Genomic DNA, 16,808 nt, shown 5'->3' with positions numbered 1-16,808 from the left:
CGCCTTGAAACCCCTGGTTTGCCAGGGCTGAGATTTATGAAATTCATTCTATTAACGTAATTTTAATATTGAAGTGTTTGGGTGTCTTTGGCTGCGGCAATAGGTCAGAAGATAAATTCAAGGAAAGGAAAAAGAGCATGTTTAATAGAGATACTATAAAATGCATTCATTTGATAACAGACCTCAAAGCTGGCGGTGCAGAAATGATGCTATATAAAACAGTTAAAGGGTTATCTAATGAATTTGAACCGATAGTAGTCAGCTTAATGGGGGAAGGCCCAGTTAGTAAATTAATTGAAAAGGAAAATATAAAGTTGTATCACTTAAATTTAACAAAAAATAAGCTGAGTATGGTTTCTGCTTTACTTAAACTGTTTAAAATAATAAAAAAAGAGCGCCCTGCGATTATTCATTCTTACATGTTTCATGCTGATTTATTTGGGAGAATTGTGGGAACCTTTTTGAGAGTGCCCGTAATTATATCTTCTATAAGAAACGAGAATGTTGGGGGAAAAGCAAGAGAGAAAATAATGAGATATACAGACTTTGCTGTCAAAAAAGTAACTGCTGTCTGTTATAGTGCGGCAGAGGCTCAAATAAATAAGAGGAGTATAAAAAAAGAGAAATTAGAGGTAATTTATAATGGAGTTGAAACTCAATTGTATGGAAATACGCCAAAAAAAGACATTTTGGCCCTCAGAAAGAGTTTGGGGATACCAGGAAACTCTATAGTGTTTATAAATGTCGGTAGATTAGAGAGACAAAAACATCAGTTATTATTAATTGAAGCATTTGCAGCTGTAGCTAAAAAGAACCGAAATATTTATCTTGTAATAGTAGGAGCAGGTGAGCTTGGGGGAATTTTAAGTAACCGTTCTGAAGAGTTAAACGTTAAGAATAATGTTATATTTACGGGGTTAAGAAATGATGTCCAGGAAATTTTACAGTTAGCTAATTGCTTCGTTCTCTCATCTAGTTGGGAAGGCATGCCTAATGTAGTTTTAGAAGCTATGGCTTCTAGAATTCCTGTAATTGGAACCTCGGTGGGTGGCACTCCAGAGATAATAGAAGAGGGCTGTGGTCTATTAGTTCCTCGAGACGATTTGGTGGCAATGGAGGGGGCGTTAAATACTTATCTTAAAATGCCTGAAAATGAAATTCAATTAATGATTGATAAGGCCTATGACAGGATAAAACAAGTATTCTCCATCGATAATACAATAGCTGAAACTGAAGCCTTATACAAAAGGTTATTAACAAAATAATATATGGGTTGTTGAAGTTCAAGAGAAAAAAGGAGTAAAGTTTTGGAGAGGAAAATTCTGCACATAACTACAATTGACTTTACAATAGATAAGATGCTAATTGATAAAATGGTAGAGCTTAGCAAGTATAATAATGAGGTTGACCTGCTATCTAGCGATGTAGGATTTCAAAAAAAGATAAAAGAATACGGCTATCGACATATAAATACTAATATTGAGCGAACCATCTCACCTATGGCTGACTTTAAAAGCCTCGTCACCATCTACAGATTTCTAAAGTGGGAAAAATACGATGTGGTGCACACCCATACAGCTAAAGCAGGTTTTGTAGGAAGGGTCGCAGCCAAACTAGCGGGTGTAAAAGTGGTCTGTCATACTTCACACGGACTACCATTTTTTGAAGGTCAATCAAGGGTCAAAAATGCTATATATTATACGCTCGAAAAAGTAGCTTCTTGGTTTAGTAATGGGTATTTCTCTCAAAATTACGAAGACTTAGAGGCTATTAAAAACCTTGTGCCCAAAAAAGTACTAACAGGATATGAAGGAAATGGAGTTCCCCTTAATAAGTTAGACGCGTACCCTCAATTAACTGAAGAACAAAAAGAAGAGTATCAAAATGCCTTTAATATTAGCGACAATGATTTCACTTTTTTAGTTGGCGCTCGTTTTGAATCAATCAAAAATCATCATCTTCTTCTCAATGCACTAAAACAAATACCTGAGGAAAAACGAAATTTCAAGGTTTTACTCGCCGGTTTAGGAGGACCTCTTGAAGAGGAAATCAAACGGCTGGTCAAAGAATACGGTCTTGAGGAGAGAGTCCTTTTTCTTGGCTATCGAGACGATGTATATGAGCTAATTCAAGTATCTGATGCAATTATGCTGACCTCTCGTAAGGAAGGGATACCTCGCATGCTTATGGAAGCTATGGCATTTTCTAAACCAGTCCTTGCTACGAATGTTCTTGGCACAAGGGAGCTTGTGGTTCATCAAGAAACGGGAGAAATGGTAGAGGACAATAGTGTCGATGAGTTAAAACAGGCCATTGAAGCGTGGATAGATCCTGCAAGCAAAGAAAGATTAAAATCCTACGCAGAAAAAGGTAGGAAGCATATTGAAGATCACTTTACAGAAGCCATAGTTGCAAGTCGAATCAATGATTTCTATAAAAAGTTAGAAAGTAGGTGACTTGGTTTGATTCTGGTAACGGGTGGGACAGGGTTGATCGGTCAACAGTTTCTTGAGTTAATCGATAAAGATATGTCCATAGCCAATGAGCAAGTCATTTGCCTTGTACGGGAAACAAGCGATCTCTCGTATATAGAAGATAAAGGTTTTCAACATGTTGTTGGCGATATCACCGATAAAGAAAGGTTGCTTCAAGTATCAAAAGGTGTAGATAGCATAGTACATATTGTACAAATGAGATATTCCCCTACAATAATTGATGTGGCAAATACACGATCAGTTAGCAAACTGCTGATTATTGGGACTACAGGGGTCTTTTCTGATTACCCTAAATACTCCGATGAGTATAAGGTAGCGGAGGAATACATTGAGAAGAACTGTAGGGTGCCTTACATTATTTTTAGACCGACAATGATTTATGGAGAAAAGAATGACAAGAATATGAACAAGCTTATTCGATTTATCGACCGTTTTGGTTTTTTCCCTGTATTCGGGAAAGGGGAAGGGTTAATGCAGCCGATCTATTACAAAGACATCTCAAAAGTGTTATACACTGCCCTCAATCGAGATTCCTTACCAAGTAAGGGGTACAATATCGCAGGGAAAACAAGACATGAGTATCAAGAGTTGTTGCGGATTGTAGGGGAGCAATTAGGAAAGAAAGTGCATGTTATTAAGATTCCTTACCGTTTATCAACAGCGCTTGTTGGAGGGTACAACAAAGTCTCCAAAAACCCGAAATTAAAGCTTGAACAACTGCGCAGGTTAAGAGAAGATAAGGTATTTGATTATGAACCAGCTGCAACTGAGTATGACTTCGACCCAATTGGATTCCAGGAAGGAATAAAGCATCAAATTAAAAGCATGTATCGTAACAAGGGGGAGACCTGACTGTGTATAAGGCGTTTTTTAAAAGAATCATCGATATTCTTTTGTCTCTTGTTGCGTTAATTGCGCTAAGCCCACTTATTATTGGATTAGCCATTGGAATAAAGGTGGAATCTCCAGGGCCGATCTTGTTTAAGCAAAAACGAATTGGACGGAAAGCGGAGCATTTTCAAATCTATAAGTTTAGGAGCATGAAAATCGACACGCCCAATGTGGCAACAGATAAGTTGGAAGATCCGGAACAATATGTGACAAAGACAGGCAAGTTTATTAGAAAGACAAGCCTTGATGAGCTTCCTCAACTATTCAATATATTAATTGGGGACATGTCTGTTGTTGGTCCTCGTCCTGCTTTGTATAACCAATATGAACTGACACAAATGAGAGATGAAAAGAACATTCATGAGCTCCGTCCAGGATTGACAGGCTATGCACAGGTTAGAGGGAGAGACATGATTACCGATCAAGAAAAAGTAGGGTACGACTTTTTTTATTTAAGCCATCTTTCTTTTATATTTGATATTAAAATTATCGTTAAGACCTTCTTAAGTGTTGCGAAATCAGATGGAATAAAAGGTTAAGGGAAAGGTGAATGTCTATGAAAGTATTAGTTACAGGAGCTGCAGGATTTATTGGCATGCACTTGAGCCAGAGACTGATTCAACAAGATATTGACGTTATTGGGGTAGATAATTTAAACGATTACTATAACCCTAAACTTAAAAAAGATCGGCTCTCCCAACTAGAGCTCGACCATAAGTTTACTTTTGTCGAGTTAGACATAGCCAATTTAGAAGCGATCAATAATCTCTTTAACGACTATGACATAACTCATGTAATCAATTTAGCCGCCCAAGCAGGGGTCCGTTACAGCCTAGAAAACCCCCACGCCTACATTGAGTCAAACTTAGTAGGCTTCACGAACATCCTAGAAGCATGCCGTCACAATAACGTGGAACATCTAATCTATGCATCATCAAGCTCTGTCTACGGGGCCAATAAAAAGATGCCATTCTCTACTACTGATCAAGTGAATCATCCAGTCAGTCTATACGCAGCTACAAAGAAATCGAATGAGTTGCTTGCCCACACGTACAGCCATCTATACGGAATTCCAACAACCGGATTACGGTTTTTTACTGTCTATGGGCCATGGGGAAGACCAGATATGGCTTATTTCTCGTTTACGAAAAACATCATGGAAGGAAAGTCCATTAAAGTCTTTAACAACGGCGAAATGATGCGGGACTTTACGTATATTGATGATATAGTAGAGGGGATTGTTCGTCTGCTTGATAAAAAGCCAGAACCAAACCTAGAGTTTGATAAGGAACGTCCAGATCCAAGTACAAGCTATGCCCCTTACAAAGTGTATAACATCGGAAATAATGAGCCTGTGAAATTAATGGACTTTATTCGGACAATTGAAAAGCATGTAGGGAAAGAGGCGGAATTAGAATTTTTGCCGATGCAACCTGGGGACGTGGAAGCCACCTACGCGGATATTGACGATCTAAAGAACTCTGTTGGCTTTAGCCCTAGCACGTCCATTGATGAAGGAATTAAGGCCTTTGTCGATTGGTATAAGTCCTACTATGGCTAGGAGAGGGTAATGTAGCTATGACTCTATCACTTGAAGAACTTGTTCGCATGATGCTCGTGATTCAACGTAATGGAGAAAGTTTAGATGGGGATTATGGTGTTGAGGAATCCCTTCGATTTCTTGAGAAGCAATTAACCAAAATGAATCGGAACAATGGAGGCGTTGATATGCAAGTACGCAAAGCAATTATCCCAGCTGCAGGGCTTGGAACACGTTTCCTTCCTGCTACAAAAGCACAGCCTAAAGAAATGCTGCCAATCGTGGACAAGCCGACGATTCAGTACATTGTCGAAGAAGCGGTGGCTTCAGGGATTGAGGACATCATTATAGTCAGTGGGCGCGGGAAACGGGCGATTGAAGACCATTTTGATAAGTCCTATGAGCTAGAGGAGACGCTTGCAAAGAAACAGAAGCAAGTGATTCTAGAAGAAATTCAAGGAATCTCAAACCTAGCAAACATCCATTACATTCGCCAAAAAGAACCAAAGGGTCTTGGGCACGCGATCGCCTGTGCGGCTTCTTTCGTGGGGAATGAACCATTTGCCGTAATGCTCGGCGATGACATTGTGGAATCTGAAGCACCTTGCTTGAAGCAAATGATTGAAGTGTACAATCGCTATCATTCGTCGGTGATTGGCGTACAGCCGGTTGCTGAACAAGATGTATCGAAATACGGCATTGTTTCTCCTAAAGGAAATGACATTGAAGAAAATACTGTTCATGTAGAGACGCTAGTCGAAAAGCCTGCATTGGAAGACGCTCCGTCAAACTTAGCGATCATGGGTCGTTACATACTAAGGCCAGAGATTTTTGAGATTCTTGCTACGCAAGAGCCGGGGGCCGGTGGTGAGATTCAGCTTACCGATGCGCTTGTAAAGTTAAATGAAGAACAGGCCATTCTTGCCTATCAGTTCGCCGGTACACGTTATGATGTTGGGGATAAGCTCGGATTTGTTCAAGCCACCATTGATTTTGCCCTAAAAAGACCGGATTTGCGTGAAGATGTTATAAAGTATCTCGAAAGTATTACAAGCCGTGAGAAAGAAGGCGTTCACTAAAATGAATTCGAAAAAAATTGCCGTTGTCGGTACCGGCTACGTGGGCCTTGTCACGGGCGTAGCATTATCGGAAATCGGTCATAATGTTACGTGTGTGGACTTGGACGCGGGAAAAGTGGCTCGCATGCAACAAGGGATTTCTCCTATTTATGAGCCAGGGCTAGATGAGCTTATGACAAAGAATAGTGCTTCAGGAAATCTGCACTTTACCACGAACCACAACGAGGCCTTTGTTGGAGCCGACGCCATTTATATTGCAGTAGGAACGCCGGAAAAAGAAGATGGCACGGCGGATTTGCGTTTTATTAACGCTGTTGCCGAAGACATTGCCAGAAACCTAACGAGCTATGCTGTAGTGGTCACAAAGAGTACAGTTCCGGTCGGGACAAATGATCACATCAAGCAATTGATTGCCAAGCATACGGATATTCCATTTGATGTCGTATCAAACCCGGAATTTCTTAGAGAAGGTTCCGCTGTATATGATACGCTCCACGGGGATCGCATTGTGATTGGGGCCGATAGTGAAAAAGCTGCAGAAGTGATCGAGGAAATAAATGAGCCGTTTGATATCCCAGTATTTAAAACCGATGTCCGCAGCGCAGAGATGATTAAGTATGCCTCCAATGCGTTTCTCGCGACGAAAATTAGCTTTATCAATGAAATTGCGAACCTATGTGAGCGACTGGATGCCAATGTAGAAGATGTGGCAGCCGGGATGGGACAAGATAAGCGGATTGGTGATCGCTTCCTGAATGCAGGAATTGGCTACGGTGGATCTTGTTTCCCGAAAGACACGAGTGCCCTCGTGCAGATTGCCGGAAACGTGGAGCATGAATTTACGTTGTTAAAAGCAGTGATTGAAGTGAATAACCATCAGCAACGATTGCTGCTGGATAAAGCCCGTGAGCAACTAGGTTCGTTTAAAGGCAAAACCATCGCTATGCTGGGACTAGCGTTCAAGCCAAATACGGATGATATGCGTGAAGCAGCCTCTATTGTCCTAGCAGAGCAGCTTGTGCTTGCAGGGGCCAATGTGGTTGCCTATGATCCTATTGCGACAGAGAACGCCAAGAAAGTGCTACCAGAGGCGGTTAACTACGCAGAGAGCCCCGAGCAAGCCTTGAAAGGGGCAGACGCTGCTTTTCTTGTAACAGAATGGGATGACATTAAAGCGTTAACCCCTCAACAGTACAAAGAGCTTCTTCGTGAGCCTCTTGTGTTTGATGGCCGCAATTGCTACGACCTTAATGTGATGAGAGACCATCACATTGAATACTATTCTGTGGGGAGACCTGTGGTAGCCCCGGAAAAGGAATTGGTTTAAGGGAGAAGGGGTGTACGGGAGACCGTGCACCTTTTCGTTATCTCTAAGAATTGCAGAAAGAAGGATTTGGATTGACGTATAAGAAAAAGCTATGGATCAATGTTGTTCTTCTTGTTGCAATTGTGGGGATTATTTTTTACTCAAGTTCTAGAAACTATAGCGATCAGAATATCCAGCCTTACCTTGGTCTGGTTAATTTGTCGTGGTTGGAGGATACGTTTCTCAGTTATGTTAGCTTTTCTTACGGAAATGGCATGGTAGGCATAGAGGCGCAGGGTGTTGAAGGATTTATAGAGTTCTTTGTGCGGAAAGCGGCGCACTTCTTTTCGTTTATGGTCATTGGGGTGCTTGGGTGTAATCTGCTTTCTATATTCTTGCCGTTGCGGCGAGCGGCGAGTTTTACACTGAGTTTGGTGGTTTTCTATGCTGTGATTGATGAGTACAGGCAGTCCTTTATGCCGGACCGGACGGCGTTGGTTGAGGATGTGGTGATTGATGTTGTTGGTGGGGGCGTGGGGGTTTTGATTGTTGCCTGGTGTAATAAACGTTATGTAGTTAAGAGCAAAGGTAGCTAGTTAGTCAAATCCTTGAAGGGTGAGGAGCAAAAAATGTGTTGAAATTACTGGATCGCATATACATGTTTATGAATCTGGTCAAGCCGCAAAGGACGTTAGAGTAATGGCGAAGAAAATGGATATACGAGTTATAAGCTGTTATTCTGAATTGAAGAACCAAAGCAACCGATTGCCCTTCATGGAGACTTCCCCCAAGAAAACTAAAGATTAGCTACATGGGAAGAGGTATAGAGATGATCAATTCAAAGGAACAATATCACCACTATTTGAAAGAAGATTTAAAAATGCATGGTTATAGTAAATGGAAAATTCATTATGGGTTTACAAATACAATGCTGTTATGCCAAAGGAAACTGAGACATATTGAATATCTAAAAAATTGCCGTAAGGACTTTATTGGGAAGTTCAGTTATTATATTTTGAAGTATAGGTTTAAAAAACATTGTATAAAATTGGGGTTTACTATAGGTGAAAATTGCTTTGGCCCTGGTCTTAGATTAGCCCATTACGGAAGTATTGCGGTTAACGGAGGAACTAGAGTGGGGGCGAATTGTGTAATTCATACTGATGTTAATATTGGTATACACAAAGGAGAATGCCCCACCATAGGAGATAATGTATATATAGGACCAGGTGCTAAAATTTTTGGTGGAATTGTAATAGGCGACAACGTAAGAATCGGAGCAAATGCAGTTGTTAATAAAAATGTATCTGCAAATAAAGTTGTTGTTGGGATTCCAGCAAAAGAAATAGTGGGATAAAAAACAAAGACTTCTTGAATCTAACTGGCATTTGCAGCCCGAGTTCGACAGGGAATGTTTAAACAGGGGCGATGTGGTATCAGCTCCGAAAGGTATGAAATGATTAAATTTAATCATTTTTCTATACAATATGGGGCTTTGTATTACCAATGCAAAAACTTCCCCTCAAACTTTCGGCTAGTAAGGGTGGTTTCCCTCTAAAGCCTAGACATACTTCATCTTCCTAAAAATGTCTATAAAACTTTACGTACTAAAGCTTCATGGGTGTTTTGCTTACCTAGTTGATTGTCGAATTTGGGTTTTATTCGGGGAAGTTAAGAAAACGTAGGAGGAAGATAAATTTGACCACGCACAATCTTTTGTGGACTGGAGGTTGGGATTCCACTTTCAGAGTTCTTGACCTTACTATAAACAAGAAAAGAATTGTACAACCGTATTATGTTTTAGATAATACACGTATATCTACTAAAATGGAGAGGAAAACAATTAAGAGATTAATTGTTTTGGTTTCGGTGTTAGATAAGAATGCTGCCAAACGTATTCTCCCAGTAAAAGAAGTAAACGTTTTAGATATTATCTCGAATGATAGCATAACGAATAATTATAAGAGAATGGCCGCTCATTCTCATTTGGGGTCTCAGTACGACTGGTTAGCTCGCTTTGCTGATTCAGAGGGTGTTAAGGGGTTGGAACTTAGTATTCACCTAGATGATAAAGCGCAAAAGTTTTTAAAAGCAGATGTTGTTAAAAAAGTTGACGGGGATGATGAGTTCTATATTCTTGATCCCACTACAAATAAAGTTGAGTTAACTGTATTTAAATATTATAAATTCCCTCTTTTAGATTATACAAAATTAGACATGGAGGAAAAGGCTAAGGAAAGTGGATTTAATCACATAATGGAAGAAACGTGGTTTTGTCATTCTCCAGTTCACAATAATCCATGTGGAATTTGTAACCCTTGTAAATACACCAAAGAGGAGGGTTTAGGTAGAAGGGTACCAGAACCTAATCTATATAAAGTTTTAAATAGAAAGGTAAAGAAAAAAACTAATGCTTTTATTAGAAAAATAAAAAATAAAATCCCCTAAGACTTTTTAATGAAAGCTCTTCATCAAAAGTCGGAGGTTTAATTTCAATTAACCAGCAGTTGCTAACTTTACTCACGGTAAAAGTGATGGCTGTTCTGACAGCCAAACGCACGTCGTTTGATCGTTTTAATCTTGATGTTGGTTCCTCCGATTTTCCCGTTTGAGACCCGATGATGAGGCTTGGATAAATAGGCTTTTTCCACTGTAAGACTGAATCCGCTGGAACAGCCACATTCTCCGGTCACCCTTAATTTCGCCTGTCAGTTAGGCACAAGCATCCTCACGTTCTAAATAACGTCACCGCGGCGTCTGTTTTCACGACTAGGGACGGTATTTTGCTTGTGACGACCTGATGGAAGTGGCACCTAAATCCATTGCGGACATATATTGACTAACTAAACGAACGGGGAAATCGAAACGTTTTTGAGGGACAAATAACAGTTGAACGTTCCGGTTCTATTTGAAACCACAGAAAATGCGGTCTATAACTAACTTATTCTTGCTCTTATTGCTTATGCATTGTTGAACTGGACTATACGAAAACGGAAGAAGGACAAGTAACGCCTATTATTTACAGCGTCTTTTTTGCGAACTCATCGTTAACATCTTCAGGTGAGGAGTCTCTATATAGCTATGGACAATCAATACGCTTGCTTATTGCTCTATTCCTTTGATTTATAGTAAAATTGAATTATTAACACCCTCTAGGAGGCGGGCCAGATTACATACAAGATTCCTTTTTCTCAATACTTGGTTTTATGTTTCTTTCTAATTTCCTACATCTCCTTCATTTTATTTGAGCTAGGCTTATTAGGAGAGATAATACCCTTGTTCATAATATTACTTACTGTTGTTATGCTAAGATCAAACTATCGATTTTTTACAGGAATCCGGCTACTTTCTGCTTTTTACCTATACTTAGTATTTTTCCTAACTGTTATAGGGATGACTACCTTATTTGGTGTAAATCCACCATTTTCATTCGTAAGAGTAGTAGTTAGCACTTCGTTACTTGCTCTTATTTTTACTGTCATGTACTTTTTTAATTATACGCTCTATCACGATTTAAAAAGGCGAAAGATACTAGCATTCTCTCTGTTTTTGTTATTAGCTATCTCGGTGGTTGGTCAATTATTTATAGATGACTGGTCGTCAGGCGCTGGCGGTATTAGACTAAGCGGCGGAATTAACCCTAATCAAATGGCTTTACTTGCTTTTTTTGTAGTAATATTTACTTCTTTAAATAGAGCAATAACCGGTGAGTCAACTAAAAAATCTAAACTCTTATGGCTACTTGCTACAATTGTTTTATTTTGGACGATGTCACGTAGTCTAATTTTTAGTTTCTTCATTTTTTACTTTGTATTAATAGCGCCTTACATACTAAAAAACCTTCTTTCGGGTCATATCACCAAGAAATTTTTTAGACAAGCTATAGGAATATTTGCGTTAGCCACATCGGCATATTTTACTTTCCGTTGGTTACAATCAAGTCCGAATTACATTTATCTTGTCGAACGTTTTACAGGGTCTAGTGGCTTAGACACAAGAAGTGCTGCATGGGACATACTTATGCCTTATTTTTACTCTAACCCCTTGTTTGGAGGTGTAGGCTGGTGGTATTCATCCGAGCTACTAGCCAATACAAATAGTTATATTGCAAGCTCTCCGCACAATTTGTATGTTCGTTTGTTGGCAGAGTCTGGTATTATTGGATTAACAATAACAATGCTGTTGCCCATGGTGTTAAGCATCTTATTAATAATCCGATACCAACAAACGATTAATAAAAGTGAAAGAAAAGCTCTACTCATCTCACTAGCTTCCATCATCTCTTTGTTTGCATCTCAATATGCCGAAGACCGTTATCTTGTAGGGCTTGTGAATTTCGGCAACGTAATAATTATATGGTCTATGGCTCTAGCTTATTTCCTTTTGACCAAAGATAAAATGACACCAGAGAGGAGGTAACCCTCCCTTATTTGTACATGTATATTCATGGTTGCGGGCAGCCGATAAAATGACATTCCCCCCAGACTCGCGCTGTAAAGATACAAGTGAATATTACAACTGGTGAGGTTCTCTCGTGAAAAATAGAGCTGGGACATAAATCGATTAGCGATCGGAATCAAACCCACATTTTGCGCCCGTTTAAGCACCTATTTTCATCTTTTACAGAATTTGGGGTTGTCGATATAAAGACGAATGGAGAGAAATTGGCCCCTTGGTTGAGCGTGAAGGAGCTGCCACCTATCGCATCTGTTCGGCCAAAGAGAACCTCCATGGCCACCCCTATCGATTTTTGGTGGTCCAGTCCGACCAAATGGATGCCCGGAAGGAAAAAACCATCCAATCCCAACTGGAAAAGGAATGGCAACGTTACGCTACGATCAAGACCAACTGGAGAACCAAGATCTTGCCTGCCAAACCGATGCAGAGGCCGCTCTTGCCGTTTTTCTCAAGCAACCGTAAAGGCTCTCATACGTTTGAAGGGACGGTCATCTGTGAAGAGCGGCCAGGGAAGCGGCTGAAGCGCGGACGTCCCAAGAAAGGAGAAGTCCCACCTCCCCCGGTTCCGATCTATCGTGTTCAATTAGAGCTGCATCGTCCATCAGAAGAAGAGGTCGAACAGCTCGCCAACAAGCATCCATCTTTATTCTTGTCACCAATGCGAGGAACGACGCCTGCGACGTAGAGCTATTAAAAGGATATAAAGGGCAACAAACTGTGGAAAATCGCTCTCGTTTTCTAAAAAACCCGTATTTTGTCGGTCGAGTGTTCCTGGAAAGCCTCACCGGATCGAAGCTTTTGCGTATGTGATGATGATGAGTCTCATGGTCTACAGCCTTTTTGAACATCTCATTCGAAAAAACATGGAAGAGGAAGACGAGCCCCCGGACTTGATGGGAAGCGGTGGCCGAAAAAGCCTTCGTCCGACGGGCGAGGCTGTATTAGAACTGCTGGATACCATCGACATCGTTCATATGGAAATCGATGGACAACTCCGACGCTTGTACCCGAACAACCATGAATCCCAATTGGAGCGTATTCTTGGGTTGTTAGGAATGGACCCTAGCGTTTATACGCAGCCAAGAAGCTCAAAAGCTGTCGACATTCATCGTCCGTAATCACGAGCTGGGCATCCGTTTATCCAGTTGGTGTCGAATGGTGGGGAATATCCTCGTATGTTGTTTTGGCTGTATGATAAGTCCCAAACCATTTCGAGAGAGCTGATCAGCGCACTATAGTTCCATTTAATGGGATTTTCAAGCGCAAAATCTGGGATACAGGCTTTTTATCACTTCACATGGAGCTTCTGAGGCCCTCTATGGGTATGATTATTAGGGCTACCAATATATATGGCGCAGCCGCATAGGCTATCATGTCTACTTACATGGAAAGTGCACGTCACTACTGAAAAACAGTAATACTATTTTTCAGTAGTGACGGTAAGAAAGAGCTATTGATAGTACAAGTCCCGTGATATCGTAACTTACAAGGAAGTGATACAAAAGTGAAGGTTATTTACCTATGGATTGATAAATTTAGAAACATAGAAAAACAGGGGTTTTCATTCGGTGCAGACTTTGAAGTAGAATACAAGATCACATCTGAGGAAAGAAAGCTTTCTATTAGACGGTCAGAAAATAAACTATGTTTATTTGGAGATAAAGTTATTGATATCACTGCTATAATTGGGGAAAATGGTAGTGGTAAATCCAACCTCTTAGATCTGCTTGGGTTCAGGATGACTGCTCGGTTGAACCATGCCCATCGGACGGCGGAATACTTTGTGCTCTATCATATGGGGGATAACCAATTTGTTATTGAAGGAAATAACTTTGAGAAGATGGGCCTCTTTGATGTTTCCCAAAGAGTGGCCAGTTATTATAGCATAGTAGCTACCTTAGGAGATGATGATTCACTTACCTTTGTAAGGTTTCTCCAGGAAAAGCAAGAGAATCAGCATGCGGCATACATTAATTTTCGTCACAAGTTTAACCAGTATTGGTCGAATCGCTCTTTTCAGCTGGAGGAGGAGCCCAATCACTTTTTTCAACGGTATGCATTCAACCAGATGAATTCGGGCATTTATAGTAAGTATCGATTTATAAGGGATTCGTTGTCGCAAAAGTCAAGGGGCTCTACTAGTAATTTTTTTCAAGTTAGTCCTAACACACATATTTCGATAAAGTTACGAACGAATGAAGAAACAAAGGCAGGACTGAATTTTAAAGCGGATAATCTCTTCGATGATTTAACTAGTCTTCTGGAATCGGATACAAATAGTGCAGATGAAAAAAAAGATTATTTTATTCTTTCGTTTCTTGAAAACGCATGCCACGGCTTGTTTAGGGAATGTGTTACCAGTAGTATAGTAGAAGAAGCCCAATTGCAATCTAAGATTGATAAGGTTCCATTGAATGAGGATAAGCCCAGTATTTATCTACTAGACGTTCTAAAGGTGCTTGGTGAAACTTGGGATCGAAACAGTGGACTGGATCGCGAATTCTTTGATTGTTTGAAAGAAATGTATGAGTATCTAAAAAAACTTCCAGAGGGTGTCTTCAGTAGTGACAGAATAAGGATAAAGGTGCATGGCACTGAAATACAAGAAGTTACTGATTTTTTGAAGTACTTACAAAGTGCTAAGTCCGCCAGTAATAATTCAGTGGTATGGAGTTTTGAGATAGATATAGAACCATTTAGCTCCGGAGAAGAAGCTTTTCTAACGTTATTTTCTTCACTTCATTATGCCATAACGTCAGTTTCTAATGCCGAGAACAAGACGTGCATTATACTCCTAGATGAACCTGATTCCTTTATGCACCCAGAGTGGAGCCGCATTATTATTAGCCGGATTATAGATTATCTTGGAAGGACACCTGGAGGATATAAGGCTTACCAAGTTGTGCTTACAACGCACTCACCTTTTATCATCTCTGATCTTCCAAAACAAAATCTCGTGGCGCTACGTAAAAACAAAGAGACAGATAAATCGGAAAAAGCAGAGCTTAACAGTTTACCGGAAACCTTCGCTAGTAATATACATACTTTACTATCTAATGAATTTTTTATGAATGACACCATAGGAGAGTTCGCAAAACAAAAGTTAAACTGTATAATTGATCAGTTAAAAAGAAAAATTTCAGGGGAAAAGTTAGGGGAAAAGTGTTTAGAATATGAGAAGACTAACATTAAGCAATGGATAGAAATGATTGGTGAACCGCTGATAAAAAATCAAATGCATCAGCTTTTTGTACAAGCTTTTCCAACTTCAAGAAAAGAAGTGCGAGAAAAGAGGTTGCAATCGTTGAAAAATGAGATAGCTGTAATAGAGAGAGAGAAAAGTTTAGAAGGTACGGAATGATAGGGAGTGAAGTACATGATTCAAATCCCTGAGTGGAAATATGCCAATGTTCGAGAAAAACATATCTCCAATATAAATAAGTCAGTGAAAGACGTCATAAATTTTTATATAAACGTATGCGACGCAATAGATAGCGAAATACCTCTAGAGCAGTTATCGAAGAGTATTGAACTACCACTTCATAAAGCCACAGTCAAAAGCTTTCTATCGCAAATTTCAATAAAACCATATGATAAGCTGTCAGATCTTCAGACAGTATTTGTTGATAGAGAATTCGAAAAGGACTTCTTGGATAACAGGCCCCAGATTCAATCTTTTTTGGCGGAGATGCTCAACCCTAATAGTCTAATTTATATTGAACACATCCTCGGTGACAAGCCAGAGGACCTTATATCTTTATATCACAAGATTGTCAAGGACTTTCCTGGCATTAAAACCGATGGTGGGGACAGCGTATTTACAAAAAATCAAACAAATCAAAGCTCAACCTTCAAAGTTCTAAGGAAGATCTTCAATTTCGAAGGTTTTCGAAAGGGTAAATCAGGATGGGGGGCGTATCAATTATGTGAGGAACTCGATATTAACGTATGTCCCTACTGTAACAGAATGTATACTTTTACTGTTGGCGGTCAAGGTGGAAATCTTACTAGACCGGAATTGGATCATTACTACCCGATCTCTAAGTTTCCGATATTCGCTTTATCCTTTTTCAATTTAATCCCGAGCTGTAAGGTATGTAACAGTAGTATAAAAAAGAGCGATTATCTTAACATCAATGAATATCTTCACCCCTATATCGATAGTCTTGACCCTGCGTACACTTTTGATTTTCGATCAAAGGACCTCAAGGCTATGGAGGGTAAAAATAAGAATAATGAAATCTTTATTAATAGAAACGATTCGACTAACAGAAAATCAGATAACTTTTTAAAGAAGTTCTCAATTGAACCTATTTATGGGCATCACAAAGAAGTGGTACCAACGTTTATTAAGAAGCACAAGCATTATCCCGATAGCGTAATAAATGAACTCGTTAGCCTATTAGGCGCGGACAAACAGGAATTATTATCGGCGTTATACAGCCCACCTGATCAATCAAGTATTATTGATTCTTCACTTGGAAAGCTGCATCGCGATCTATACCTACAGTTCCTGAAGTATTACAAAATATGATTTAGTGTATGAAAGTGACTTGGAGAAAAAGGGTTATGATAAATAAAAGGTCACTATAAAACACTTTCAAAAGTGGGCGCGTATCTCGTTGCAGCGATCGGCATTACATTACTATGTACGTTCCAGCGCAATTGGAGCGATCCCAGCAGAGGGTTCTACAATCGCCAGCTTAATCAGCTACAATGAGGCTCACCGCGCTTCAAAAAATAAAAAAATGTTTGAAAGGGAGTGAGGAAGGAATTGTGGCCGCTGGATCGGCGAACAACGCCTCAGAGGCGAGGCCTTGGCCACGATGCTCGTTCTCGGCATTCCAGGTAGTGCGTCTACAGCGATGCTCCTCGGTGCCGTCGTCATGCAGGGATGGGTGCCAGGACTGCGATTGTTTATCGACAATAGCGATGTCTTATACGGTGTACTTTCCTCAAATCTTATACAGGAAGTTCTACTACTCATTATGAGGCCACTGAAAAACCATCATTTTTTCAGCTAGAGAATTTTCAAACAA

At 40.0% G+C, this 16,808-nt stretch carries 15 protein-coding genes and 1 pseudogene; 15 read left to right on the top strand and 1 reads right to left on the bottom strand.

The genetic code is table 11. The features are described 5' to 3' along the window. Positions 1–137: 137 nt before the first annotated feature. The 10 genes from AVZ68_RS18685 (at position 138) to AVZ68_RS18640 (ending at position 9,759) form a co-directional block, all read left to right on the top strand. Positions 138–1,265 (top strand): glycosyltransferase, encoded by a 1,128-nt coding sequence (locus tag AVZ68_RS18685; RefSeq protein WP_059106093.1) that lies wholly within the window; start codon positions 138–140, stop codon positions 1,263–1,265. Between the two features lie 42 nt (positions 1,266–1,307). Further along, positions 1,308–2,456 carry a glycosyltransferase family 4 protein gene (locus AVZ68_RS18680; protein WP_059106092.1) on the top strand — a complete coding sequence of 383 codons (1,149 nt, stop codon included), beginning with the start codon at positions 1,308–1,310 and terminating at the stop codon, positions 2,454–2,456. A 6-nt stretch (positions 2,457–2,462) separates the two neighbouring features. Then, positions 2,463–3,347 carry an NAD-dependent epimerase/dehydratase family protein gene (locus AVZ68_RS18675; protein ID WP_059106091.1) on the top strand — a complete coding sequence of 295 codons (885 nt, stop codon included), beginning with the start codon at positions 2,463–2,465 and terminating at the stop codon, positions 3,345–3,347. 2 nt (positions 3,348–3,349) lie between these two features. Beyond that, positions 3,350–3,925, top strand: coding sequence for a sugar transferase (locus tag AVZ68_RS18670; protein ID WP_059106090.1), 576 nt, complete (start codon positions 3,350–3,352; stop codon positions 3,923–3,925). Positions 3,926–3,942: 17 nt separating this feature from the next. After that, positions 3,943–4,947, top strand: a complete 1,005-nt coding sequence (locus AVZ68_RS18665; protein ID WP_059106089.1) for an NAD-dependent epimerase — start codon at positions 3,943–3,945, stop codon at positions 4,945–4,947. A gap of 167 nt (positions 4,948–5,114) precedes the next feature. Continuing rightward, positions 5,115–6,005, top strand: coding sequence for a UTP--glucose-1-phosphate uridylyltransferase GalU (gene galU / locus AVZ68_RS18660; protein ID WP_059106094.1), 891 nt, complete (start codon positions 5,115–5,117; stop codon positions 6,003–6,005). Position 6,006: 1 nt separating this feature from the next. Further along, positions 6,007–7,332, top strand: a complete 1,326-nt coding sequence (locus AVZ68_RS18655; protein WP_059106088.1) for a UDP-glucose dehydrogenase family protein — start codon at positions 6,007–6,009, stop codon at positions 7,330–7,332. A 71-nt stretch (positions 7,333–7,403) separates the two neighbouring features. Further along, complete coding sequence (locus AVZ68_RS18650; RefSeq protein WP_059106087.1) at positions 7,404–7,907, top strand: VanZ family protein; 504 nt, start codon at positions 7,404–7,406, stop codon at positions 7,905–7,907. Between the two features lie 233 nt (positions 7,908–8,140). Then, positions 8,141–8,668 (top strand): serine acetyltransferase, encoded by a 528-nt coding sequence (locus tag AVZ68_RS18645; protein WP_059106086.1) that lies wholly within the window; start codon positions 8,141–8,143, stop codon positions 8,666–8,668. Positions 8,669–9,009: 341 nt separating this feature from the next. Continuing rightward, entirely contained in the window at positions 9,010–9,759 is a 750-nt protein-coding gene (locus AVZ68_RS18640; RefSeq protein WP_059106085.1) for a 7-cyano-7-deazaguanine synthase, read from the top strand. Between the two features lie 68 nt (positions 9,760–9,827). Here the strand turns inward: AVZ68_RS18640 and AVZ68_RS21125 are convergent, their stop codons facing one another. Next, positions 9,828–9,962: a transposase gene (locus AVZ68_RS21125; protein WP_367576348.1), complete on the bottom strand. Its 135-nt coding sequence runs from the start codon at positions 9,960–9,962 to the stop codon at positions 9,828–9,830. Between the two features lie 625 nt (positions 9,963–10,587). Between AVZ68_RS21125 and AVZ68_RS18635 the strand changes: the two genes are divergently transcribed. From AVZ68_RS18635 to AVZ68_RS18610, 5 genes and pseudogenes are all read left to right on the top strand, one after another. Continuing rightward, on the top strand, positions 10,588–11,730 hold the full coding sequence (locus AVZ68_RS18635) for an O-antigen ligase family protein (RefSeq protein ID WP_059106084.1): 1,143 nt from the start codon (positions 10,588–10,590) through the stop codon (positions 11,728–11,730). A gap of 226 nt (positions 11,731–11,956) precedes the next feature. Further along, positions 11,957–12,887, top strand: a pseudogene (locus tag AVZ68_RS21175) (IS1634 family transposase); the annotation flags it as partial. Positions 12,888–13,273: 386 nt separating this feature from the next. After that, positions 13,274–15,130: an AAA family ATPase gene (locus AVZ68_RS18620; protein ID WP_059106081.1), complete on the top strand. Its 1,857-nt coding sequence runs from the start codon at positions 13,274–13,276 to the stop codon at positions 15,128–15,130. Between the two features lie 15 nt (positions 15,131–15,145). Then, positions 15,146–16,303: an HNH endonuclease gene (locus AVZ68_RS18615; protein WP_059106080.1), complete on the top strand. Its 1,158-nt coding sequence runs from the start codon at positions 15,146–15,148 to the stop codon at positions 16,301–16,303. A 283-nt stretch (positions 16,304–16,586) separates the two neighbouring features. Beyond that, entirely contained in the window at positions 16,587–16,793 is a 207-nt protein-coding gene (locus AVZ68_RS18610; RefSeq protein WP_059106079.1) for a tripartite tricarboxylate transporter permease, read from the top strand. Positions 16,794–16,808 lie beyond the last annotated feature (15 nt).

Source organism: Shouchella shacheensis, assembly GCF_001484965.1.
GTDB classification, from domain to species: Bacteria; Bacillota; Bacilli; order Bacillales; family Bacillaceae_D; genus Shouchella; species Shouchella shacheensis.
This window is presented reverse-complemented; position numbering and strand designations above follow the sequence as displayed.